Origin of the sequence: Pseudobdellovibrio sp. HCB154 (assembly GCF_046267985.1) — a bacterium.
Taxonomy (GTDB): Bacteria; Bdellovibrionota; Bdellovibrionia; order Bdellovibrionales; family Bdellovibrionaceae; genus Pseudobdellovibrio.
The window spans coordinates 1919404-1942443 of sequence record NZ_CP176530.1 but is presented as its reverse complement, the minus strand read 5'-3'; the positions used below and the strand labels follow the sequence as shown (position 1 = coordinate 1942443).

At 40.4% G+C, this 23040-nt stretch carries 21 protein-coding genes; 14 read left to right on the top strand and 7 right to left on the bottom strand.

All coding sequences use genetic code 11. From position 1 onward, the window contains the following. Entirely contained in the window at nucleotides 1–417 is a 417-nt protein-coding gene (locus tag ACKWCF_RS09525; RefSeq protein ID WP_409477348.1) for a response regulator, read from the bottom strand. Between the two features lie 284 nt (nucleotides 418–701). Between ACKWCF_RS09525 and ACKWCF_RS09520 the strand changes: the two genes are divergently transcribed. The 3 genes from ACKWCF_RS09520 (at nucleotide 702) to ACKWCF_RS09510 (ending at nucleotide 3631) form a co-directional block, all read left to right on the top strand. Continuing rightward, on the top strand, nucleotides 702–1064 hold the full coding sequence (locus ACKWCF_RS09520; protein ID WP_409477347.1) for a helix-turn-helix domain-containing protein: 363 nt from the start codon (nucleotides 702–704) through the stop codon (nucleotides 1062–1064). A 159-nt stretch (nucleotides 1065–1223) separates the two neighbouring features. Further along, nucleotides 1224–1694: an acyl-CoA thioesterase gene (locus ACKWCF_RS09515; RefSeq protein WP_409477346.1), complete on the top strand. Its 471-nt coding sequence runs from the start codon at nucleotides 1224–1226 to the stop codon at nucleotides 1692–1694. Nucleotides 1695–2065: 371 nt separating this feature from the next. Then, entirely contained in the window at nucleotides 2066–3631 is a 1566-nt protein-coding gene (locus ACKWCF_RS09510) for an FG-GAP repeat domain-containing protein (RefSeq protein WP_409477345.1), read from the top strand. Nucleotides 3632–3734: 103 nt separating this feature from the next. Here the strand turns inward: ACKWCF_RS09510 and ACKWCF_RS09505 are convergent, their stop codons facing one another. Genes ACKWCF_RS09505 through ACKWCF_RS09490 form a run of 4 tightly spaced genes read right to left on the bottom strand, consistent with a single transcriptional unit; the run spans nucleotide 3735 to nucleotide 8838 of the window. After that, nucleotides 3735–4154 (bottom strand): hypothetical protein, encoded by a 420-nt coding sequence (locus ACKWCF_RS09505; protein ID WP_409477344.1) that lies wholly within the window; start codon nucleotides 4152–4154, stop codon nucleotides 3735–3737. Next, the gene (locus ACKWCF_RS09500) at nucleotides 4139–5287 is read right to left on the bottom strand and encodes a hypothetical protein (RefSeq protein ID WP_409477343.1); all 1149 of its coding nucleotides are present in this window, start codon (nucleotides 5285–5287) and stop codon (nucleotides 4139–4141) included. Before ACKWCF_RS09500 ends, ACKWCF_RS09505 begins: the two co-directional genes overlap by 16 nt. 25 nt (nucleotides 5288–5312) lie before the next feature. Continuing rightward, nucleotides 5313–6575 (bottom strand): GTPase HflX, encoded by a 1263-nt coding sequence (hflX, locus tag ACKWCF_RS09495; protein WP_409477342.1) that lies wholly within the window; start codon nucleotides 6573–6575, stop codon nucleotides 5313–5315. Nucleotides 6576–6588: 13 nt separating this feature from the next. Continuing rightward, nucleotides 6589–8838, bottom strand: coding sequence for an NADP-dependent malic enzyme (locus ACKWCF_RS09490; RefSeq protein ID WP_409480255.1), 2250 nt, complete (start codon nucleotides 8836–8838; stop codon nucleotides 6589–6591). Between the two features lie 239 nt (nucleotides 8839–9077). Here ACKWCF_RS09490 and ACKWCF_RS09485 point away from each other — a divergent pair, with 239 nt between their 5' ends. The 3 genes from ACKWCF_RS09485 to ACKWCF_RS09475 all read left to right on the top strand — a co-directional run bounded on the left by ACKWCF_RS09485 (nucleotide 9078) and on the right by ACKWCF_RS09475 (nucleotide 13689). Beyond that, complete coding sequence (locus tag ACKWCF_RS09485; RefSeq protein WP_409477341.1) at nucleotides 9078–10418, top strand: thiolase family protein; 1341 nt, start codon at nucleotides 9078–9080, stop codon at nucleotides 10416–10418. A gap of 9 nt (nucleotides 10419–10427) precedes the next feature. Beyond that, a complete protein-coding gene (locus tag ACKWCF_RS09480) occupies nucleotides 10428–12611 on the top strand; it encodes a 3-hydroxyacyl-CoA dehydrogenase NAD-binding domain-containing protein (RefSeq protein WP_409477340.1) in 2184 nt (727 codons plus the stop codon). Nucleotides 12612–12687: 76 nt separating this feature from the next. Then, entirely contained in the window at nucleotides 12688–13689 is a 1002-nt protein-coding gene (locus ACKWCF_RS09475; RefSeq protein ID WP_409477339.1) for an NADP-dependent oxidoreductase, read from the top strand. Here ACKWCF_RS09475 and ACKWCF_RS09470 read toward each other — a convergent pair. Then, a complete protein-coding gene (locus ACKWCF_RS09470; protein WP_409477338.1) occupies nucleotides 13686–14630 on the bottom strand; it encodes a DUF4421 family protein in 945 nt (314 codons plus the stop codon). The two genes, ACKWCF_RS09475 and ACKWCF_RS09470, sit on opposite strands and share 4 nt — an antisense overlap. Nucleotide 14631: 1 nt before the next feature. On the opposite strand from ACKWCF_RS09470, the gene lspA reads away from it, so the two are divergent. The 6 genes from lspA (at nucleotide 14632) to ACKWCF_RS09440 (ending at nucleotide 19972) form a co-directional block, all read left to right on the top strand. Continuing rightward, nucleotides 14632–15123, top strand: a complete 492-nt coding sequence (lspA, locus tag ACKWCF_RS09465) for a signal peptidase II (RefSeq protein WP_409477337.1) — start codon at nucleotides 14632–14634, stop codon at nucleotides 15121–15123. 94 nt (nucleotides 15124–15217) lie between these two features. Then, on the top strand, nucleotides 15218–16372 hold the full coding sequence (locus tag ACKWCF_RS09460) for a hypothetical protein (protein ID WP_409477336.1): 1155 nt from the start codon (nucleotides 15218–15220) through the stop codon (nucleotides 16370–16372). Nucleotides 16373–16449: 77 nt separating this feature from the next. Continuing rightward, complete coding sequence (locus ACKWCF_RS09455) at nucleotides 16450–17283, top strand: phosphatase domain-containing protein (RefSeq protein WP_409477335.1); 834 nt, start codon at nucleotides 16450–16452, stop codon at nucleotides 17281–17283. 155 nt (nucleotides 17284–17438) lie between these two features. After that, entirely contained in the window at nucleotides 17439–18101 is a 663-nt protein-coding gene (locus ACKWCF_RS09450) for a hypothetical protein (RefSeq protein ID WP_409477334.1), read from the top strand. Nucleotides 18102–18113: 12 nt separating this feature from the next. Next, nucleotides 18114–19247 (top strand): TIGR04552 family protein, encoded by a 1134-nt coding sequence (locus tag ACKWCF_RS09445; RefSeq protein ID WP_409477333.1) that lies wholly within the window; start codon nucleotides 18114–18116, stop codon nucleotides 19245–19247. Further along, nucleotides 19244–19972, top strand: a complete 729-nt coding sequence (locus ACKWCF_RS09440) for a lysophospholipid acyltransferase family protein (protein WP_409477332.1) — start codon at nucleotides 19244–19246, stop codon at nucleotides 19970–19972. The genes ACKWCF_RS09445 and ACKWCF_RS09440 overlap by 4 nt, the downstream gene beginning before the upstream one ends. Here ACKWCF_RS09440 and ACKWCF_RS09435 read toward each other — a convergent pair. Further along, the gene (locus tag ACKWCF_RS09435; protein WP_409477331.1) at nucleotides 19969–21123 is read right to left on the bottom strand and encodes a hypothetical protein; all 1155 of its coding nucleotides are present in this window, start codon (nucleotides 21121–21123) and stop codon (nucleotides 19969–19971) included. The two genes, ACKWCF_RS09440 and ACKWCF_RS09435, sit on opposite strands and share 4 nt — an antisense overlap. Before the next feature lie 244 nt (nucleotides 21124–21367). Between ACKWCF_RS09435 and ACKWCF_RS09430 the strand changes: the two genes are divergently transcribed. Beyond that, nucleotides 21368–22231, top strand: coding sequence for a 3-hydroxybutyryl-CoA dehydrogenase (locus ACKWCF_RS09430; protein ID WP_409477330.1), 864 nt, complete (start codon nucleotides 21368–21370; stop codon nucleotides 22229–22231). Between the two features lie 11 nt (nucleotides 22232–22242). Further along, nucleotides 22243–23040: an enoyl-CoA hydratase/isomerase family protein gene (locus ACKWCF_RS09425; RefSeq protein ID WP_409477329.1), complete on the top strand. Its 798-nt coding sequence runs from the start codon at nucleotides 22243–22245 to the stop codon at nucleotides 23038–23040.

Here is a 23040-nt window from a genome sequence, read left to right as displayed (position 1 = left end):
TTATGCCGCCTTTGCGCCGTTGTGTTTTGCGTACACGCGGCCTAATTTTTCTTTTAATGTGGCAGCGTTGAAAGGTTTAACTACGTACTCAGAAACACCGGCTTTAGCAGCCTCGATGATCTGTTCTTTTTCACTCTCAGCTGTGACCAGCATAAAGGGTGTATCTTTAAATTTTGCATCAGCTTTGCAGGCTTTTAAAAGCTCAAGACCTGTCATATTCGGCATGTTCCAGTCAGAAACGATACACTGGAAGGGCGCTCCGCCATTGGCGGCGTCTTGGATTAATTGAAAAGCGGCTTTTCCGTCTTCGGCTTCATGAATATCTGTATAGCCTAATTCGGTAAGTACCTTCTTAACTACTTTTCGCATTGTTGCAAAATCATCTACGACTAAAAACTTGGTATTTTGACTAAACATACTGGACTCCTCAGGGTGACTGATCGGTTAGTCCACGGCGATTCTTGTGTAGAAATATACTTATTTCACGATTTTTTCATGGTTTTGACGGGGGGCGGTCTAGTTTTTAAAAAAATAAAAGACATAGGTATTGCGTTCTTCCAAAAGTCTGTCAGACTTAAATTCAGGTTGTTGTTGTTCAAACTGAAACAAAGTCGAGATAAGGAAATCGAGACTAGTCTCAGAGTGACACAAAGAAAAAGTAGCTATAGTAAACAAAAAACAATTAAGCAGGAGGAGCAAGGATGCTCAGAGATATCTTAATTCAAAAGGGTCTTTCAAATCGTGAAGCGGAAGTTGCAGAACTAGTTTCTAAAGGACTTTCTAACAAGGAAGTTGCAAATCAACTTTTCGTAACTGAAAAAACAGTTAAATTTCACTTAACAAACATCTACAAAAAAATGAATGTTAAATCACGCGCACAACTTATCGTATGGTGCTTACCTCACCTTGGATTTGTTGAATCAGAAGCACGTGTTGAAGCGACTCAACCTGCTGGAGCAACTGCATTCAATACGCAAGCTACACAAACGATCCCTGCTGGTAACACAACTATCACGTTACCTGGTGGCGGTATCGGCCGTAACAACGGTGACTTAGGAGTTTAATCCTAAGTTGATTTAGTTAAATAAATCTTAAAAGGGTTACAGAAATGTAACCCTTTTCTATTTGTGCAAACAGTTCTTGTTACCATCTCTGGCCCTTAGGGCTTTCAAGCTTGCTCCCAAAATTACTGCAATGGTATTTTATATCTAGGGAGAATCATCATGTTAGAGTCTAAATCGGTTTCTCGTTCTCAGGTTGTCATGACCCAATTAGTTTTACCTTCACACACCAATGCGATTGATACCATTTTCGGGGGCACGATTATGTCCTGGATTGATATTTGTGCTGCAATCGCAGCTCAACGTCACTCGGGCAGAGAAGTTGTGACGGCGTCGATTGATCGTTTGGATTTTGTGGCTCCTGTTAGAAAAGGCTGGGTTGTAAACCTTAAAGCCTCAGTTAACTTTGTTTCAAATTCTTCAATGGAAGTCGGCGTTCGCGTAGATGCTGAAAATCCTAAAACAGGTGAGATCTTTCATACCGCTTCTTCGTATTTAACATTTGTGGCCTTAGGTTCTGATGGGCGCAAAACGAAAGTTCCAGGTCTTATTTTGGAAACAGACGTAGAAAAGCGTCGTTTTGAAGCGGCTAAAAAGCGCCGTGAAAACCGTATCTCTCAACGACAAGGTTAGTCAGCTAGCCTTGTCTCAATTAAAGACATGACAGTTACTCTGACATGTCTAATGTTTGATTAACTCTTGCAAAAGGCTGTGTGAAGTTATGAGCTTAGCACTGCTCCACTTTTAAAAACTGCATATAAGCTATTCGCCCAAAATCGATTTATAACTCGCACCTTCGTTTAAAGCAGTTGGCTAAGCCTTTGCTTTATAGTTTCTCGGGTGGGGGAATGAAGCATGTATATTAAATCAGGTAAGCAGTCCAAAAAGCAGGAGCAGATTTTTTTATTCGTACTTATCGTATTACCGACTTTAATTCTTTGCGTTTTCTAAGCGAAATCATTCACAAAATTTAAGTAGATCGAAAACATTAATCTGGGGGGATTATGGGGTTAAGTCATGCGTTTATTAAGCGCCATCGTGTACTTTTAATTACCGTTGTGCTTGTTCCGACTTTGCTTTTATCTTTTCAGAACTGTTCTTCGTCGCAAATGGAATTTAAAGTTGATCCAGCATCGTTAGCGATTGAGGTTCCAATTTGCCGTGAGATGACGGCTGTAGAGATTGCGCCAAAACTTAAATTTGAATGGGATTATTCAAAAAGTTTTGAGCCTTCTTATAACCGAGTGATGTCGACTCCGGTGGTGGGTGATCTTGATGGCGATGGTGTTCCTGAGATTGTGTTTACAACTTTCAAAGGTAATGCGTACACATCTCCTGGTTACGTTCGTGTGATTAACGGAGCTGATGGTCACGAAGAATGGACAGCTGATAAGCCAGAATTAATGGCTTATGGAACGATAGCGCCGTTATTGATTGATATCGAGGGTGATGGCAAGGCTGAAGTTATTTATCTAAATAAAGCGGCTTCTGGTACGAATGTGATAGCACTCAATTATGATGGCACTCAACGTTGGATTATTAATAAACCAACAAGTGCTACGGTGACTGATGATTCTTTATCAGCCACTGATTTAGACCGTGATGGAATCGCTGATATCGTGGCTCCGGGGTTTGTGGTTTCAGAAAAAAATAAAATGCCTTATATCAAAACTCAGCTTGAGTTAGTTGCGGGTTATAATATTCCACTGAATTTGCAATTAGCACAGCCAAGTTCAAAACCGAAAATGAATATCGTAAATGCTATGGGCATTATGGATATGTACGGTAAAACAGTAGCTAAATTTAATAAAACGGGTCATCCGGCTGTAGCTGATATTTATCCTGACCAAGCCGGGTCAGAAATTGTTTTAATCGGTGGCGGTACGTTTCAGGTGTATTCGTCGCAGGGAAAAATTCTTGTTGATAAAACTTTAACTGAACACACTGAAAATACTTGTTCAGGCACGATCGGCGGCGGGCAAGCAACAATCGGTGATTTTGATGGCGATGAAAAATCGTTAGAGATCGCGGTAGCTACAGGACGCTCGTTAACAATTTACGATGTTAAAGGAAATAAAATTGCCGGAAGTTTAACGCGTGATTGTTCGTCTCGTAAAACCGGTGTGGCTTCGTTTGATTTTAACGGTGAGAAAAAACCAGAAATCGTCTACGCCGATGAACAATATCTTAGAATTTACGAATTAGATGGTTCTTTAAATTTACGTCCGATTTGGGAAATTAAAAATCCAAGTGGCACTTTAAGTGAATATCCCGTGGTAGCGGATGCTGATGGTGATGGCTATGCGGATTTAGTGGTGTCGCAAAATTCATACTCTTACGATGCAACACCAGACAGTCCTTTTTATCAAATGAATGGTGTTAGAGTATTTGGCCCAACGGTAAAAGGTTCTTGGATGCCGACACGTGCCGTATGGAATCAGCACAATTATTTTATTACGAATGTAACTGATGATTTAAGACCGACAACGACAACTTACACCATGGGGCAGTTGCCGAAGTCGTTTAAGAGAAATACATTTCAGGATATTCCTGAAGTTAAGTGTCAATAGGGGGATTTATGACAGTCAATTTTTTCAAAAAACTTAACATCTTCTTGTGCTTAGTTTTAGCCGGGCTATTGATAGTGCAACATTCCGGTGTGATCTAGTGTGTTTATCTGCAAAGCTTAGTGATTTGTTCTTTTAACTTTTCGTAAGCTTTGGCGTCTGATTGGTTATTAAGTTCGTTAATAAATTCAGCGTTTGAACAGCTTTCTTTCGAAGCGTTACCTTCAGCGATAATTTTTAACGGCTCTAACATTTCGATATCTAAGGCCATTTGATTACCTTCGGCAGTTAACTTTTGGCCTTCTTTTTTATCAAAAGCTTTGTACTTTTTTTGAAGCCCGGTTTCGATATTTTTAAATTCTTTTAAAAATTTTGCTTTATCGCCAGACATCGTCACAGCGTCTTCGTAAGATCTTTGAAATTCATCGTAATCTTTTTTTAATTCAGGAGAAAGTGATGTCGGTGTCGATGCAAAAACTGACACTGAGATAAGAAGAGTAGTGATTAATCCTAGTTGTTTACGCATGAACGAGCTCCTTCTTTGTTGTAAGCTGTACGTTGTTCAGCTGACATATCGCTAAGTAATTGCTTTTGTCTTTTTTGCATTTTACCAACGTAAACGGTAAGGTTGGTACCTTTGCTGCCTGACATTGGTTTTTGAATTTGGTTAACAAATTGAGTCGGGGATAATTTCGTTAAGCGGCGAACAGCAGCGCGGGCTGCGGCACGTCCACCTGGGCCGTAGCCGTTCAGTAACGCTAACTCAGTCGCGCGAGGAAGGGCAGGATTGCCTTTGTGTTTGGCGATATAGCTTTCCATAACCGGTTCGATATCTTTATCCCAAGAGTTAGCCATACCGATTAAAGTGTAAAGAACGTTACGCTCCATACCTTCACCGTATTCAACAAACTTACAGCGGTTGTTATTTAGACGCACTGGCTTTTTAACGTCTTTTTCAGCGATTTTTTTGGCGATATCGCAATCTGCATCAGACGTGTTGGCCACTTTTTTTAAGATTCCTAAACCACGGTGTTTCTGATTGATGTCATCAACAAAAATTCCAGTTAATTGTCCAACACCCACACCACCATTGTAAGCGTAGTGCGGTTTGAAACCTGATTCTAAAGAATACATTTCAAATAAACCGGCTGGTGTCAGCGGAAGGTTGGTCAATTTTTTTACGCATTTATAAAAATCCGTGATTACCGCATTTTGATAGCGCATTAAATTTGAATCAAAACAGAAATTATATTTCGAAGACAATTTTCCTTCAGGGCATTTTAGTTCAGTTGTAGGTGCATCTACTTTTCCTGAAGCTGAAAGGCAATCTGTGCGAAGAAGTAAGCGGGCGTCCGGAGCTACTTGGCGAAGAATCTCGGCTGTGGCTTTATTGTTTAAACTTAAAGGGCCAGTGCCTGGGCCTTGTTGGCAAGAAGCACATCCTGCTAAAGGTGGCTCAACGGGTGCATGTTCTAAATTATATTTGTGAGTCAGCTTTGCTGTAATCGGACTAGAGTTTTTTGCTCGTCCTAATTGCTGGATCAGATGATTATTGCCAGGAGTTCCTGAAAGACATTGATCGCCCGCAGCCTGCGCTGTTAACGGAAAATACGTTAAAGTTAAAGCTGCGCTCACAAAAAATAATTTAAGATTTATCATTCTTAAATTGTAGCAAGTATTCTAGTTATTTTACGAGGAAATCGCGCCACTTGTTGATTAAGGTCGGGGTCATCAGTGCGTAGCACACAGTTCCTTCTGTAGCGGGCTCTTTGCGGGTGATCTTAGCTTCTCGACTTAGGTCGTAGATCTTAAATTCCTGCGTGTGAGAAAAGTATAATTCAACCTCAGTCTGCATTTCGTTGATGGAATCAGCCATAACTTTTTTAAGCTGTTCAAAACCTTGTCCGGTTAAGGCACTTACGAAAACGCGGGGGAATTGTTTGACTCTGAACTGGCGGTCAACTGATGCCACATCAACTTTATTAAAAATGTGAATGATTTTTTTATCTTCCCATTTAAATTCTTTAATTAAGCCATCGACAACTTCAATTTGTCTTTCCATATTCGGCGAAGATAAATCAATCACGTGAAGCAAGATGTCAGCTTCTGCAGATTCTTCCAGTGTAGCCTTAAACGCTTCGATAAGTTGTGTTGGTAATTTTCTGATAAATCCTACGGTGTCGGTGACAACCGCAGGTGGGCCTTCATCTAAGAAAACTTTTCTTGTTGTCGGATCAAGAGTCGCAAACAACATGTTCTTGGCCATAACTTGCGCGCCGGTTAAACGATTTAACAAAGAACTTTTTCCAGAATTGGTATAACCAATTAATGCAAAGCTTGGCACTTCGTTTCTGCGGCGTGATTGTCTGTGTTGAGATCGGTGCTGTGAAACCTCTTCAAGCTTCTTTTTAATCAGAGCAATTTTTTCTTTGGCGCGACGACGGTCATTTTCTAGGGCTGTTTCACCGGGACCGCGGGTTCCGATACCGCCACCTAAACGTGATAATGAATCTTGCCAAGCGCCGATCATGCGGGGCATTTGATCTAATAACTGAGCTAGCTCTACTTGAAGTTTGCCTTCGTAAGTACGCGCTCGTTGGGCGAAAATGTCTAAGATTAATTGCGTACGATCGATAATGCGTACGCCGATTTCAGTTTGTAAGTTACGAGATTGAATGCCTGATAACTGGTGATCGATCACAACGACTTGCGCGCCAGATTCTTGCACCATTTCTTTAATATCAGTCACTTTTCCAGAACCGATAAGGGTACTTGGATTCCACTGCGGTAAAACTTGAACGGTAGAGCCGATGACTTCGCCACCGGCTGCAGAAACTAGTTCTTCGAGTTCGCAAAGATTTTCTTTGATCTCAGTTAAGGGTTCGGTTTTAAGACCTACACCCACCACGATAACTTTATCTTTGTCTCTGATTCGTAGTTCGTTCACTAGTTTTTCACCATTAGTGTTTTACCTGTCTGCGATCTTTAATGATCTGTGCTTCAAGTGCTGTTAATACAACCGAGCTAAAAATCGTTTCTTCTGTAGTAGTACGTTGTAACACGTTAGCTGCACGACGTACGCCCATTAAGAATGGCCCGATAACTTCTACTTTACCTAATTGTTGTAAAAGTTTGTAAGAAATATTTGCTGATTCTAAATTCGGGAAAATCAACACATTCGCTTCGCCACCTAATTGCGAGAACGGGAAGATGCGATTTTGAATTTCAGAATTAACGGCCGTATCAGCCTGCATATCGCCTTCAATGATTAAGTCTGGACGGATTTGGCGCACGATCTCGGCGGCTTTTCTCATTTTAGCCGGAGTTCCGTTATCACCGCTGAAGTTTGAAAAGCTAAGCATAGCAATTCTTGGCTTTTGGCCGAAGTGTTCAGCCACAACCGCTGTTTGAATTGCGATTTGCGCCAACTGTTCAGCTGTCGGGTTAAAATTCACCGTTGTATCTGACAAGAATAAAAATCTGTTATCAGAAATTAAAATATTTAAACCAGCAGGAACGTGGTCTTTAGCTAAACCGATTGTGTGAAGAATTGGTTTTACCGCATCAGCGTAATTCGTAGTTGCGCCGTTCACCATACCATCAGCGTCGCCTTGATCGATCATCATCGATGCAAAATAGCTTGGGTCATTCATTAAACGTTCAGCTTCTTTAATGTTTACGCCTTTACGTTGGCGGCGTTTGTAAAGCTCTTCAGCGTATTGGTGAAATTTTGGATGTCCTTGGATATTTAAAATTTCAATACCATCCATATCGACATTATGTTTTTTGGCTTTTTCGCGAATTGTATCCGGATTACCGATGACGATCGGGCTGCAGATTTTTTCGTCGATTAAAGCGCGGATTGATTTTAAAATTTTTGAGCTTGAACCCTCTGGAAACACAACGCGCGGAAGAGCTCCTTGGCGTTCAGAATTTGCGTGAACTTGGTTGATCACTGAACGGATAAATACTTTTTGTGGGCCTTGAATCGCTTCTAAGCGTTCATGGTATTTGTTCCAGTCATCAATTTTAACACGGGCAACACCTGTATCCATTGCCGCTTTGGCAACAGCCGGAGCAACCCACATTAATACGCGCGTATCAAATGGTTTTGGAATTAAATAATCGCGGCCGAATTTAAATTTTTGCCCGCCGTAGCTGGCAGAAACTGTATCAGGAACTTCTTCGCGTGCTAATTTAGCTAAAGCGTGAACCGCCGCTAATTTCATTTCTTCATTGATTTGTGTCGCACGCGTATCAAGCGCACCACGGAAAATCGACGGGAAGCCTAAAACGTTATTTACTTGGTTAGGGTAATCAGAGCGGCCAGTGGCAACGATCGCATCAGCGCGTGCGGCACGAGCTGCATCCGGAGTGATTTCTGGATCTGGATTTGCCATGGCGAAAATGATGGGATCTTTCGCCATGGTTTTAACCATATCACCTGTTACGGCACCTGCAGCAGAAAGTCCCAAAAACACATCAGCACCTTCTAAGGCTTCAGAAAGAGTGCGTTTTGTCGTGTTATTAGCAAATTCTTCTTTGTACTTGTTCATGCCGTTTGTACGACCTTTGAAAATCACGCCGGTTGTATCACACATGATAACGTTTTCTTTTTTTACACCAAGGCTTACAATAAGTTTTGTACAGGCAATGGCAGAAGCACCAGCGCCGTTAACAACTAATTTAATTTCAGAAAGTTTTTTACCTACGATTTGGCAAGCATTAATTAGGGCTGCGCCAGAAACAATCGCTGTTCCATGTTGGTCATCATGGAATACCGGAATGTTCATTTCTTTTTTTAATGTTTCTTCAATTTCAAAACATTCAGGGGCTTTGATATCTTCAAGATTAATTCCGCCGAATGTTGGTTCTAAAGTTCTAACTGCGGCAATAAATTCAGCCGCTGAAGAAGATTTAACTTCGATATCGAAAACGTCGATGCCGGCAAAGTTCTTAAATAAAATTCCTTTACCTTCCATAACGGGTTTTGAAGCTAAGGGTCCGATATTACCTAAGCCCAGTACAGCAGTACCGTCCGAGATCACGGCCACTAAATTACCTTTTGTCGTGTAGTCGTAAACCGCTTCCGGGTTTTTCGCGATCACTTTACAAGGCACAGCAACGCCTGGCGAATACGCTAAAGCTAATGCTTTCTCAGTGTTACACGGTTTTGTTGAGACAACTTCGATCTTACCTGGCCTTCCCATTTGGTGGAATTCAAGGGCTTGTTTATCAAAATTTGAACGGTCAGTTGATTTATCAGATTGAGTAGTTTTGTTGTGAGTAGACGATTTTTGCAAAATAAACTCCTAGAGTTTTCATTCTAAGTTTTACCCCTTTAAAGGGTCAACAACACCTGTGTCCTATATTGATAGGCGTCATTTGCTTTAGCTTAAATTTGGGCGTACGCTTAATAGGTCATTTTAAAGTTACAGTGAGGTAAGTGATGTCAAACAGGGATGTAGTGATTGTCGAAGGAGTGCGTACTCCATTTGCAAAAGCAGGAACAAAATTAAAAGGCGTGCATGCAGCAAAACTTGGCCAAGTGGCTATGAAAGATTTGTTGGCGCGTACAAACTTGGATGTGAATGTTGTTGATGAAGTAATCATCGGTAATACAGGTTCACCATCTGACGCCGTAAACATTTCGCGTGTGGTGGCATTAAATGCCGGAATCCCACAAAAAACTTCTGCAGTCACTGTGCACCGTAACTGTGCTTCAGCTTTAGAATCTATTTCTGCAGGTTACGAAAAAATTAAATCTGGAACAATGGATGTAGTGCTTGTCGGTGGTACTGAAAACATGTCGCAAATGCCATTGATTATGCCTCCGTCGATCACATCAATTATCGAAAGATTAGGGTCGGCAAAAACAGGCGGTCAACGTTTAGCTGCTTTATGGGATTGGTTTAAAGCTGATCTTTCGCAAATTAAAGAGATGGTAACCACTGCTCCGATGGCGAAAACAAAATACAAACCAATCATTTCAATCGTTGAAGGTCTGACTGATCCTTTTGTCGGAATCAACATGATGGGTACAGCTGAAATTTTAGCAAAAGAGTGGGGTTTAACTCGTGAAGCGCAAGATGCTTTCGCATTAGCCTCACACTTAAAAGCAGCCGGTGCTAAAGCCAAATTTGCAGAAGAAATGACTCCGCTTTATGTTGAACCAGATTTCAAAGATGTGGTGACTGAAGATATTGGTCCGCGCGCTGAACAAACAATGCAAGCTTTAGGTAAATTAAAGCCAATGATCGATAAAGTGACGGGAACAATCACGGCGGGTAACGCGTGTCCAATCACTGATGGTGCCGCGATGATGTTAATTATGTCGCGCGAAAAAGCTCAAAGCTTAGGTTATAAACCAATCGCAAAAATTCGCGGTTATGCGTTTGCGGGTTGTGAGCCAGAAAGAATGGGATTAGGTCCGGTGTATTCAACGCCGATCGCTCTTAAACGTGCCGGTCTTACAATGAAAGACATGGGCCGTGTTGAACTTAATGAAGCTTTCGCGGCACAAGTAATGGCTTGTCAAAAAGCGATGGATTCAGACAAATTCGCGCAAGAAAAATTAGGTTTATCAGCAAAAGTTGGAACAGTGAATGATGACATCTTAAACGTGAATGGCGGAGCGATTGCGCTAGGTCATCCGGTCGGTGCCACAGGAACTCGTTTAGTTTTAACTTTAGCTAAAGAATTAAAACGTTCAAATAAACAGTTTGGACTTGCAACTTTATGTATCGGTGGCGGCCAAGGCGGCTCCATGGTTATTGAAAACGAAGGGTAATAAAGACAAATGGAAATGCAAACCACACAATCAACTGGCAATACATCAGGCAAAGCTTTCTCTCTCAACGAAAAAAATGGCGTGGCTCACGTTACGTTTGATTTACCAGGTGAAAAAGTAAATAAATTTTCAACTCCTGTTATGATGGAGTTTAAAGCTCTTATCGAAAAATTAAAAACTTCAAGTTACAAATTTGTAGTTTTCAAATCAGCAAAATCAAAAATCTTTATTGCGGGTGCTGATATTGAAGAAATCAAAGCGTTAACAACTGAAGCGGCGGTTCGCGAAGCGGTTGGCGGTGGTCAAGAGATCATGAATATGGTTGAAGATCTTCCGATGCCAACAATGGCTTTAATTAACGGGGCGTGCGCTGGTGGTGGTTGTGAATTTATCTTAGCTTGTGATTACCGTATTGCCTCAGATGATTCATCAACACGTATTGGTCTTCCTGAAACTCAATTAGGTATTTTACCGGGTTTCGGCGGCTGTGTGCGTTTACCACGTGTAGTTGGTATTCAAGCAGCACTTGATGTGATTTTAGCTGGTAAATTATTAAATGCTAAAAAAGCTTTAAAAATCGGTTTAGTTGATTACGTGGTTCATCCGAACTTACTAGAAACTTTTGCAGAAAAAGAAATCGAAAAGATTTTATCTTCGGGTCGTGGTAAACGCCGTAAAACGTTTCAAGCGCGCGGCATGATGGGTAAACTTTTAGAAGGGCCTTTAAAAGGTGTTGTATTTTCGCAAGCGAAAAAAGCAACTTTAAAAGCGACTAAAGGTCACTATCCTGCTCCGATTGAAGCGTTAGAAGTGGTTAAAAAATCTTATGGCATGTCTAATCGTGCTAAAGCTTTAGAAATCGAAAAAGACCACTTTGTTCGTTGTGCTTTAACTGATATTTCTAAAAACTTAATTCACGTATTTTATTTAACTGAAATGGTTAAAAAATCTACGGGTGTGGCTGATAAAAACGTAAAAGCTAGACCAGTTAAAAATATCGGTGTTTTAGGTGCGGGAACTATGGGTGGCGGTATCGCTTACGTAGCGGCTGATAAAGGTATCGGCGTTCGTGTTAAAGATATTTCTCATGATGCCAATACAAAAGCTTTAAAACACGCTTATGATTTATGGAAGAAGTTAGTTAAGAAAAAAGTCATTGATAATTACCAATTCTCACAAAAAACTTCTCTTGTTTCTACGACTTTAGATTTCTCAGGTTTTAAAACTTTAGACGTTGTTGTTGAAGCGATCGTTGAAGATATGAATATCAAAAAGAAAGTGATCAATGAGACGGCGAAGAATATGCGTGAAGATGCTATTATCGTGACGAACACGTCATCATTATCAGTGACTGAAATGGCTGACGGTCATCCAAATCCACAGTATTTCGCAGGTATGCACTTTTTCTCTCCGGTTCACAAAATGCCTCTGGTAGAAGTTATCCGTGGCCCAAAATCTTCGGATGAAACGATTTCTACAGTTTTCGAATTATCGAAAAAAATGGGTAAAATGCCAGTGGTTGTTAAAGACGGCCCGGGCTTTTTAGTTAACCGTTTGTTGCTTCCGTACATGGCTGAAGCGGCTTTCTTATTGACAGAAGGTATGTCGATTGAAGAAGTTGATAAAGCTTACTTAAAATTCGGAATGCCAATGGGTCCGTTTGAATTGATGGATTCAGTGGGCCTTGATGTCGGTGCTAAAGTTTTAAAAATCTTCGCAGCGGCGTATCCTGATCGTGTTGAAGTTTCTCCAATCATGGAAAAATTAGCGGCCAACAAATCACGTCTTGGTCAAAAAACGAACTTAGGTTTCTACAAGTATGATCACAACGGTCGTAAAACTGAAGTGGATCAATCGGTGTACACTGAGCTTGGCTTAGCCGCACGCACAAATCCATACGATGCGAAAGAGTGTGTTGAGCGTGGCGTATTTGCCATGGTTAACGAATGCTGTTTAGCACTTGATGCTGACAAAATCGTTGAAACTCCGCATGAAGTCGATCTTGCGATGATTATGGGTACAGGTTTTCCACCATTTCGTGGTGGCTTGTTAAAATATGCTGACAGCGTCGGTTGTAAATACATCGCTGAGCGTTTAACTCATTACGCATCAGCGAGAAACGCCAAAGCTCGTTTATCGCCAAGTTCAAAATTGGCTGAACGCGCAAGTTCAGGTAACAAGTTCTATAACTAAAAAATAATGGAATTTTAAAACAAGAGCCCATATCTTTATATAAGGTATGGGCTCTTGTCGTTTAAAGGGGATCATGATGAAAGCAGCTTTTATTAAAAAATACGGTAGTGATGAAAAGATGCATCTAGGTGATTTTCAAAAACCTACGCCCAAAGAATATGAAGTTTTGATTCAAGTTAAAGCGGCCAGTGTTAATCCAATTGATTTTAAGATTAAAGCGGGAATGCTTAAGTTTGTTAGAAAGTATTCTTTTCCGTTAATTCTAGGTCATGATTTATCCGGTGAAGTTGTTGAAGTTGGGTCTCGAGTTACAAAATTTAAAAAAGGCGATTTAGTTTTCTCTCGCCCTGGTAACAGTGGTATCGGTGCCTTTGCTGAATACATTGCTGTGAGTGAAGATGAAGTAGCCCTTAAGCCTACAAATCTTTCTTTTGAAGAGGCGGCTAGTCTTCCGCTGGTGGCGTTAACCACATGGCAAGCTTTCGATGCAGCCAACGTAAAAAAAGGCGATAAAATTTTAATTCAAGCTGGCGCGGGTGGTGTCGGAACCTTTGCAATTCAACTGGCAAAAGTTCGCGGCGCTGAAGTTTGGACAACGACCAGTGAAAAAAATGAAGCTTTAGTTAAATCACTGGGTGCTGATCACGTGGTGAACTACCGCAAAGAGCACCCGTGGGAAGTTTTAAATAATATGAATTTTGTTTTTGATACCTTGGGCGGCGATGATCTTTTTAAAATTTTTAATGTAGTAAAGCCCGGTGGATGGGTGGTTTCAATTTCTGGTCTTCCAGACGGCGAAACTGCTAAAGAAATGGATTTAGGGTTATTTAAAACATTTGTTTTAAAGTTAGTCGGCTTTAAAGCCAATCTTTCAGCGGCACTAAAGAAAAATCATTACAAATTTTTATTCATGAAGCCTAATGGGGCGCAGTTAACTGAAATCAAAAATCTTGTTGAGCAAGGTAAAATTCGTCCTGTTATTGACAGTGTGTTTCCGTTATCGGATGTGCAAAAAGCTTTAGAGCATTCTGAATCGGGCCGCGCTCGGGGAAAAATTGTCGTTAAGATTACAGATTAATCAAACACATAACGTACATAAAGAAAAAAGGCCGTGGCCTGCGGCTTAATATACGTGCGATCAAGACCTTGTAATGTTGTAGCGTCGGCATAGGCACTCACACCAGTGCGCCATTTTTTTCCGGTGTAACCAGTGCCCACTTTTAACGAATAACTGATCGTTGAATAGTCGGTGTTTTGTTCATCGTTTGTTAAAGTATATTTGTACAACCCATACGTGCCCGTTAAATCAAATACGGCTCCGACAAAAAAATTTGAACTTGAAACCCAGTATTTTCCGGCACCAACGCCAAGATTTAAAGTATTTACTGAAAGTTTTCTTAAGTTATCCATTTCAGTGTTGATCCCTTGAAGTGGTGTAGGAATCATCGAATTTTCGGTTTCTAAAGTGTATTGGCGAAAACCGCCAACTAGAAAATAACTTCCCGCTGTTTTTTTAATTTCGTCAGCTTGATTTAATAAACCAGAAATTGAAAAGCCCCCGTTATTATCTAGCGCATAACGGCCCATTAAACCGTAGTGTTGAAATTTTAAATCGGGGAATAAATGGTACGTTGTCGTGCCGCCCACTTCAGAAGAATTTTTTAAATAAAAGCCTTCGTATTGTTGTACGTAAAGATCAGCACCCCATTTGGTACTGTTATAGCTTAATTGAAAGTCTAAAAATTTGCTTTCACCTTTGTCTTTATCAAGTTCTTCAGTGGGGCCACGGGTAGAAATTGAGGCCCCTAAACCGAAAGCACTTAGGCCAAAACGCGAAAGCCCGGGTGTATTAGGCTCATATTGCAGCTGTTCTTGAGCAGCGTTAAAGCTATCTATCGAAAATATAAACATATCTGAGCCCACGCCAAAGTAAGGCGAGACTTTTTCAGTTGCGGAAGCCTCTGCAATTAAGCAGAATGAAATCATGAACAAACTAGCAACAGGCCAAAGACTTTTCATATTGTTTCTAATTCTAATCAGTGTAGTGGCCATTGATCAATGGACTAAAGTTTTAGCCGTTGAACATCTTTCAGGAAAAGCACCCATCATTTATTTAGGTGGTGTGTTTCAGCTGCTTTACGCTGAAAATCCGGGGGCTTTTTTAGGAATGGGCGGAGACCTGCCGCGCTGGATTCGTTTTGTGGTTTTCGGTTTATTTGTATTGCTTGGTTTAGTAGTGATGCTTTGGTCGCTGGTTAAAAACAAAATGTCTTTAACAGACCTTCTGGCGTATTCATTTATCTTAGCGGGTGGTATCGGTAATGTGATTGATCGCTTAACTCATGATAATGGTCATGTGATTGATTTTATGTTCATGGATTTTCAATTAGCCCCATTTACCAGAACAGGCGTGTTTAATGTGGCCGATGTCGCTATCGTGCTGGGTTTTTTCATCGCTATCTACGGCATGGTGCGCGAACGCATAAATATGCACCAGCACAGTGTAGGCTAGGTTTTAAGCATTTTCATTCTCAACTTGTAATCGTTTTGTTGCACCCCCAAGATTCTTGATTGATTCAAGCCAAGTTTAATGAAAACTTCGGGGCATGAAATTATCAATTTTAGCATTTATTTTCGTGTTTCCGTTTTTAGCTCAGGCGACTGAATTGTCATGGGGTTTAAATGATGTGACTTACATCATGCCACTTCCAACGAACGCTTCAGAAAATAACTTATTAAAATTACAATCAGCCGGTGATAAAGGAGCGTTAGTTCCTGAAGCCATGGTGATGCAACTTCCATTTATGGATATGCAGCACGAAAAAAATGAAATCAACGCGATGACTCGTTTGATGGCGGTTCGTATTGATCACTGCTTTCCTTTGCCGACACCGATGGCTTGTCAAAAGCAAGTGCGAATGATCTGGCAACCGGTCAAAGCGACAAGCGCTGATGTCACAACTATCGATGCGGCTTTTCATAGTTTCTATGTTTTAACTGACGAAGAATTTAAAAGCTTAACGACAGAGTTAATGGCGTGGAAAAAGAAATTTCAAACGGTTGAAATTGATAATGCAAAAACAGCTTTAGATATTCATCCGTTCTGGAAAAAAGACCGTGATCAAAGTCCTTCGTTAAAAGAATTCAATACGTTAATCACAAAATACGCTGGTGAAAAAAATCTAAGCCGCGTAACCGTGATGGTTTTACGCCGCATGAATGATGTATGGGGATTCTTAGGGGCTGAAGTGGTTGATGGTAAATTAGTGGCTGGCCCAATTCCTCGTTTAGAGGGTTTAACTTCACAAATGTTTTTTAACCAGCTTCAAAATAACAAAGGTTACACAGGCGCAGGTATTGCTCAGCCGCCAAAAACCGAAGAAGCTAACTTAGCTAGCTTTGTTGAGCGTGCCACAACAACAGCAAGCTTTACTGAAGACGAAGTTATTGCGAATTTAAAATCAGCTTATGCAATTGAAAATCCTGAATTATTTAATCCAGAGAGTATGGATTGCGTAAACTGCCATATCGCCCAAGCCGCGCGCGAATACTTAACAGAGAAGCTTTCAGCCTCAGTAGATCAAAATCTTTTTTCGGCGTTTAAGTACACGAACAAACATTATACCTTAGAAAATAAAAGCACCGAGGTGTTTAATACGCACCAATTACGTGGTGTTGGCTACTTCGGCGTAAATTTAGCCATCAGCCAACGTGTTATTAACGAATCTGCGGCTGTCGCTGAGTGGCTCAGCGCTAACTAATTTGACGCTTTTATTTCTTTAAATCTAATATATCTATCATGGCTTTGGTCTCTGATTCGCACCTTTAGACCAAAGCTATGAAAAAACTATTTCTTGTAACATTACTTTTTACGATAAACGTTTTAGCCCAAGCTAAAGAGAGAATTCTTTTAATTAGCGATATCGACGACACCATCAAAGTCAGTCATGTGATCAGCTATAAATCCTGGAGCCCGTCGGTTTTATTTAGGACTTGGGATTCAAACACGCCGTTTGCCGGTATGGCTTCGTTATACCAATTAGTTTTAAATGAAAATCCTGGCGTAAACAAAGTCGCGTATTTAAGTAATGCCCCTTCAAAAGACACAGGCGTTGAGTATCTTCAAAATTCACACGAAGCATTCTTAAGAAATAACAAATTCCCGCAAGGACAGTTGATTTTACGTGATGTGATTTTTGATTCAGATCATAAAAATAAAACCATCAGAAAACTAGTCGCTGAACATAATCCAACACTTGTGATGATGGTGGGTGATAATGGTGAAAAAGACGTTGATGTATATGAACAGGCTCGTAAAGAACTTGAAGAGCAGGGAATTAAAAGCGTTATTTACATCCACCAGCTCTATTCAAGCCGCGATAAAGACGAAGTCGGCAAAACACTTCACCCAGGGCAAATCGGGTATGCCACGTCGGTAGAAGTGGCTTTAGATTTACATCAAAAAGGCCTTATGGCTGATGCGCAAATGACGTGGATGTATGAAAAGGTGATTCCGTATATTTTAAGTGTGCGTAATAACTTCTTCGACGTTTTAACATCAATTAGTTTTCCGTCTTTTAAAAAATGTAATGACTTTCGCTGGGTATGGTCGACAAAATCACATCCTTCTTTGCCGGCTTACAGTGAATATGTTCAAGATACGTGTCGATAAAAGCTGTTAGAAACCTGACAGCTGTCTAAGATTCTAGTCAGAAATTGTCCTGCAACTCTCAAATCAAATATAGCCCATACACATAAACCCCGTTTCTCAGAGTGAGACGGGGTTTTTGGCATTTGTCTTGAATTAATGGTTTGTAGGAGTCTTTTATGAAAAAAGTCGTACTATTAACATTAATCGCATTATCTTTTGTTGGATGTAACCCTAATAAGGAATCATCAAAACGTACCTCAGGAAATGGTGGCCGCGTTGCTACTATCTCTGGAACAACAAACGGAGCTTTCACGCAAAGCTACTGCGGAAATAACTTATCTTCTGTTGGTACAATCTACGATCAAAGCTCTTCATTTACTTCAAACTTCGAAGCCCGCGTAAAAGGTTTATTGTCAGCAACGATTGATCCTTCTGAAGTGGGAACAATCAGCGCCGGTGCTAATGATCAAACGGGTGTTCGCTTTCAAGGAACATTTAAAATTGAATCCAACGGAACTGTTAACTTACAGCAAACGAAGATCTTAATTAAAGTTTACGACAGCTACGTATTACAATCTGCAACAGACGGTTCTAACCAATACCAACCGATCCCGATCGAGTTCTCATCTGCCGCTGCAGGCCAATTTAATATGCAAACTGGCTCAGGCTACGTGGTGTTCCGCGATGAGTACGGCGAGGTTAGATTTGACGGAAATTTAAGCGGTGATTATTTATCAGGCCAAGTTAGCTTCGTAAATACAACAAATGTGACTGGTGGAGCAGCAGCACAAGGCGTATTAGGTCAATTCTATATTGCTCGCTGCGGAATTATTAAATAGTCTAACGGGTGAATGCACCAAGACAAAGGCAAGTTTAGCCACTCGCATTTTAAGTTCGACCCCACAGCTCTATCTGTTATCGCAGGTGGAGCTTCGACGTTAGATCAATCAAAACTTTATATTCAAAACCTTGAACAAGCTGACGCTTTTGTAAAAAGCTACGGTTTTGATTACGCTCATGAAGAAGATTTAAAACGTCTTTGGTATTTTCACAGACGCTCTGTTGTTTTAATCACTGAAAAGTTAAAATTTAAAATTGATGAAATTCCCAAAGAAATTCATAACCCAGAACACTTAAAAGATTTACGCAATCTTTTAGTGTGGGCCACGCATCACGATGATCATAACATTCAGCGCTGGGCGTGTGCGATGCTTCGCTGTATTCATGTGTTCGTGCATTCAGAGACAGATCTATTTTCACACTTCGCCGAAGAAATTCAGCGTCAGATTTTAATCCCGTTTGAAAATGCGATTGTTCATCAAGACAAACTGTATTTAAAACCAAGAGCGAACGATGAAGTTTCAAAAGTTGAACTTCATAAGTTCCAAACAAAGCCGTTTAAGACTTCAACTTCTACAGTTATCAAACTTTTAGCAAAACCCGATGCTTTAGCGGTTAAAGTGTACGATAAAATCGGTGTGCGTTTTGTTACACCTACGATCTTTGATTCTTTCCAAGTGATTCGCCAGTTAGTTGATGCGAACTTAATTTCTTACCCACACATCATGCCGGACCAGTCATCCAACAACATGTATCCGGTGGATGAATTCTTACAAGTGTGTGAACATTTAGAACGTAAACACGGTAAAGAATTTATGATGGATTCTGAAAAAGTAGACCGTTTATTACGTCAACAATTAAAGGTGACAACAAATCCGCTGATTAAACTTTTCAGAAAAGATAATCCCTATTCTGCGATTGATTTTAGATACATTAAATTTATTTGCCGTAAGTTAATTAAAATTGCGCCAGGTTTAAATTCAACTGGCGGGCAGAATACAAAAGAATTTTCATTCTTCTATCCGTTTGAAGTGCAGATCATGGATCGGCACGCCTATGAAAAAATGCAAACCGGCGACACAGATCACGAAGCCTACAAGAATCGTCAGATCCAAGCGGCTAAAAAAAGGATCCTCTCTACATGAAATTAGTTATTTATATTCGCGCGATGATCGCTGCGGTTTTATTCGCAGTGGGTACAGGTGTTCTTTCTGCCATCGGTGTTGTTTCAAATATTATTTTTAACCGTCGTAAATTTGATAACTTCATCGTCGAAATATGGGGAAAGTTAGCTTTTTTTCTCTTTAACGTAGAATTAAAAGTTTACGGTTTAGAAAACATGGATAAAGTTAAAGGCGCGGTTATTCTATTTAACCACGCAAGCTTTATGGATATTTTCACAATCTGCAAAGGCCTTCACAATATCCGCTTTGGCGCAAAAATCGAATTATTCAAAATCCCGGTACTAGGCGCCTGCATGCGCAGATTTGGCACACTGCCAATCGCCCGCGGAAACCGCGAAGAAGTTTTCAGAGTCTACGAAGAAGCCAAAGTGCGCTTCGCCAGAGGCGAAAGGTTTTGTCTTTCACCAGAAGGCGGAAGATTCCGCGCAGATCAATTATTACCATTTAAAGCAGGTCCTTTTGTATTCGCGATCAACGCGCAGGTGCCACTTATTCCCGTCGTGATCAAAGGCGCCTACGAAGTATGGCCCAAAGGAAAAATCCTAGCCAACAGCGACCGCTGGAAACGCACCATTGAACTACACGTGTTACCACCAGTAGAAACAAAAGGTTACACAACGGAAACACGCGGTCCGTTGCAAGAAAAAATCTATAAAATGATGAACGACGTGTATACGTCACACTAGAATTTTACTTGTGTCCATTCTTGAGAAAAAATCGGTGATTTAAGGCGTACTTTGCGTGCGCCTGTATGCACATCAATGACTACGTTATAAGGTTTTTGCACTTTGATTTTTGTGATCTGGATTTTCTTAGGTGCTACACCTGTTGATTTGGTGATGGCTGAAGACACTTTGTCGACTTGAATGTAGTTTTCAAAAGTTTTTCCGCCGTCAACGCTTCTGTAATTTCCGACGAACATCAGTAAATCAGAGTAGTAGAAAACAGGGCCCGAGTAATCTTTAAATTGCGCTATTTCACTCCAGTTTTGGCCGTCTTCTGTGATATAAACGCCGTCGGCTGATGCTAAACCTTTTTTAGGATTGTCAGCTTGGAAAGAAACTGAGTAGATATCTTTTTTGATCAGCTCATCAATTGAAACCGTATTCTTCGCTAAGATTTCAACCTCAGGGCGTTGCCACCAGATCAGTCCGTGACCTTTGAGAGTGCTTTGAATCCAAGGTTTTGATTTTTCTTTAATTAATTTGAAACTTGTCCATTTAGGGTAGTGTTCATTTTCTTTGTAAGCGTAAGCTAACTTTTGATCGACGATTAAACCTTTAATTTCAGCTAAGTGAAGAGATTTATTTTTGTCAGTGGCTAAGTGGTCAAATTCACGACGAAGAACAACTTCCCACGTGTTGGTTTTTGATTTGAACGAAAAGGCAAATTTGGCGAAATCGTATTTTGAAATGCAGTCGTTGATGTCGATAAAACCGAATTTTCCTTGAAATAAAATTTTAATAAAACCTTTTTCAAAACTGATCGGAATAAAATAATTTAATTTTGGAATTGTTTTAAGTGCCGCTGATTTCATATCGGCATTTTCGCGAAGTTTGGTTTCGCTTAACGTAAGTACTAAACCACGATCGTAAGGGTCAGTGTCGTAGTTTAGAAGAATTGTCGCTAAATCCATTTCGTTATTAGGTTTAACCCGGCGTTTAGTGTATTTTTCAATCCACACGCGTGATAAGTGAAAGGCTGTGATGTTTGGAACTAAAGAAGGCGATATTTTTTTATCATCTTTAGCTAAGTAAAAAGCATCGGTAGTTTCGCTAGAAACCATTTGTTCGTTCAGGCGATCAAAGCTTGCATAGCCTGATGGAAAAATACTCATTTTTGACTTGTAAAAAGGAATCTCTTTAACCTTACGGCCGGCGAAAAGTTCGCTTAAAATAGGGGCTTGCTTTGTAGGGGCGGCATTGACTGCGGAAAAAGCAGGAAAACTAGTCAAAATCGTGCCTAAGAGAGCCATGACAAACAGCATCTTTTCATTCTGACAGAGTAAAGTCGTTTCATTCAAGACCAGTTCTTTGCTATAACAAAGCATTGTTTTTACAAGCATTTTTAAGGAGATCGTCATGGTAGAAAATATCAAAAAAATCGGCGTTGTTGGCGCAGGCCAAATGGGTAACGGAATCACACAAGTCGCAGCAGCTTGCGGTTATGATGTAGTGATGTTTGATATCAACAATGCAGCCCTAGATAAAGGTCTAACTACAATCGCTGGCAGCTGTGATCGTTTAATCAAAAAAGGCACAATGACAGAAGATGCTAAAAAAGCGTTACTGGGTAAAGTTAAAGCCACAACAGCCATGGCAGATCTTAAAGACTGCGATTTCGTTGTCGAAGCAGCCACTGAGAACATTGACTTAAAACTTAAAATTTTCAAAGAGTTAGATCAAACTGTGAAAGCCGGATCTATCTTAGCTTCTAACACATCTTCAATTTCAATTACTAAAATTGCAGCCGTAACTTCTCGTCCAGACAAAGTTGTGGGCATGCACTTTATGAACCCAGTTCCACTTATGCAATTAGTTGAAGGTATCAAAGGTTTACAAACTTCACCTGAAACTTTCGCGTTAACAAAAGCGTTATCTGAGAAACTAGGAAAGATCTTTGTTGAGTCAGTCAAAGACATGCCGGGTTTTATCGTAAACCGCATTTTAATGCCGATGATCAACGAAGCTGTTTACACACTTCATGAAGGTATTGCGTCAGTTGAATCTATCGACAACGCGATGAAACTTGGAACCAACCAGCCAATGGGTCCATTAACTTTAGCAGACTTTATCGGCTTAGATACATGCCTTGCGATCATGAACGTTCTTCATGATGGTTTAGGTGATTCGAAATACCGTCCATGCCCACTTTTAGTTAAATACGTAGAAGCTGGTTGGATGGGGCGTAAATCAGGCCGTGGTTTCTACAACTACGCTAAATAAGGATCAATATTATGAATTTAGATTATCAAACAATTAAACTTGAATCGAAAGAAAACGGTGTTTGGGTTTTAACTATCAATCGCCCAGAAAGTTTAAATGCATTAAACATGCAAGTTTTAAACGACATGGCCGATGCTCTTCGCCAAATTTCAGAAGTAGACTTTGAAACAGCAAAAGCACTTGTTATCACAGGTGCTGGTGAAAAAGCTTTCGTTGCTGGTGCTGACATTAAAGAAATGCTTGATATGTCAAACGAGCAAGCGGTGGCTTTTGCACAAAAGGGCCAAAGCGTATTTCATGAATTAAATTTATTAAAGATTCCAGTTATCGCGGCCGTTAACGGTTTTGCTTTAGGTGGCGGTTTAGAATTAGCTCTAGGTTGTGATTTTATGATCGCTTCTGATAATGCTAAATTTGGTTTACCAGAAGTTTCTCTGGGTTTAATTCCAGGCTTTGGCGGTACAGTTCGTTTAACTCGCGCAGTAGGTATCAGAAAAGCGCGTGAATTAACTTTCACTGGTGAAATGATCAAGGCTGATGAAGCATTACGTTTAGGAATCGTTTCTCAAGTTGTTCCTCAATCTGAGTTAATGATGGCTGTAAATAAAAAATTAGAAATGATTATTTCAAAATCTCCGTTAGCGGTTGGTAAAGCAAAACTATCAATCAACCAAGCTTTTGATTTAGAAACAGAAAAAGCTTTAGAAAATGAAGCCGAAATCTTTGGTGGATTATTCGGATCATTCGACACGACTGAAGGCACAAAAGCTTTCACAGAAAAAAGAAAACCAAACTTTAAAGGTATTTAG

Excerpts from the sequence above, each read along its gene's own strand:
- ACKWCF_RS09525 (WP_409477348.1), bottom strand. The coding sequence starts at position 417 with ATGTTTAGTCAAAATACCAAGTTTTTAGTCGTAGATGATTTTGCAACA.
- ACKWCF_RS09520 (WP_409477347.1), top strand. The coding sequence starts at position 702 with ATGCTCAGAGATATCTTAATTCAAAAGGGTCTTTCAAATCGTGAAGCG.
- ACKWCF_RS09515 (WP_409477346.1), top strand. The coding sequence starts at position 1,224 with ATGTTAGAGTCTAAATCGGTTTCTCGTTCTCAGGTTGTCATGACCCAA.
- ACKWCF_RS09510 (WP_409477345.1), top strand. The coding sequence starts at position 2,066 with ATGGGGTTAAGTCATGCGTTTATTAAGCGCCATCGTGTACTTTTAATT.
- ACKWCF_RS09505 (WP_409477344.1), bottom strand. The coding sequence starts at position 4,154 with ATGCGTAAACAACTAGGATTAATCACTACTCTTCTTATCTCAGTGTCA.
- ACKWCF_RS09500 (WP_409477343.1), bottom strand. The coding sequence starts at position 5,287 with ATGATAAATCTTAAATTATTTTTTGTGAGCGCAGCTTTAACTTTAACG.
- ACKWCF_RS09490 (WP_409480255.1), bottom strand. The coding sequence starts at position 8,838 with ATGGGAAGGCCAGGTAAGATCGAAGTTGTCTCAACAAAACCGTGTAAC.
- ACKWCF_RS09485 (WP_409477341.1), top strand. The coding sequence starts at position 9,078 with ATGTCAAACAGGGATGTAGTGATTGTCGAAGGAGTGCGTACTCCATTT.
- ACKWCF_RS09480 (WP_409477340.1), top strand. The coding sequence starts at position 10,428 with ATGGAAATGCAAACCACACAATCAACTGGCAATACATCAGGCAAAGCT.
- ACKWCF_RS09475 (WP_409477339.1), top strand. The coding sequence starts at position 12,688 with ATGAAAGCAGCTTTTATTAAAAAATACGGTAGTGATGAAAAGATGCAT.
- ACKWCF_RS09470 (WP_409477338.1), bottom strand. The coding sequence starts at position 14,630 with ATGAAAAGTCTTTGGCCTGTTGCTAGTTTGTTCATGATTTCATTCTGC.
- ACKWCF_RS09460 (WP_409477336.1), top strand. The coding sequence starts at position 15,218 with ATGAAATTATCAATTTTAGCATTTATTTTCGTGTTTCCGTTTTTAGCT.
- ACKWCF_RS09455 (WP_409477335.1), top strand. The coding sequence starts at position 16,450 with ATGAAAAAACTATTTCTTGTAACATTACTTTTTACGATAAACGTTTTA.
- ACKWCF_RS09450 (WP_409477334.1), top strand. The coding sequence starts at position 17,439 with ATGAAAAAAGTCGTACTATTAACATTAATCGCATTATCTTTTGTTGGA.
- ACKWCF_RS09445 (WP_409477333.1), top strand. The coding sequence starts at position 18,114 with ATGCACCAAGACAAAGGCAAGTTTAGCCACTCGCATTTTAAGTTCGAC.
- ACKWCF_RS09440 (WP_409477332.1), top strand. The coding sequence starts at position 19,244 with ATGAAATTAGTTATTTATATTCGCGCGATGATCGCTGCGGTTTTATTC.
- ACKWCF_RS09435 (WP_409477331.1), bottom strand. The coding sequence starts at position 21,123 with ATGAGTATTTTTCCATCAGGCTATGCAAGCTTTGATCGCCTGAACGAA.
- ACKWCF_RS09430 (WP_409477330.1), top strand. The coding sequence starts at position 21,368 with ATGGTAGAAAATATCAAAAAAATCGGCGTTGTTGGCGCAGGCCAAATG.
- ACKWCF_RS09425 (WP_409477329.1), top strand. The coding sequence starts at position 22,243 with ATGAATTTAGATTATCAAACAATTAAACTTGAATCGAAAGAAAACGGT.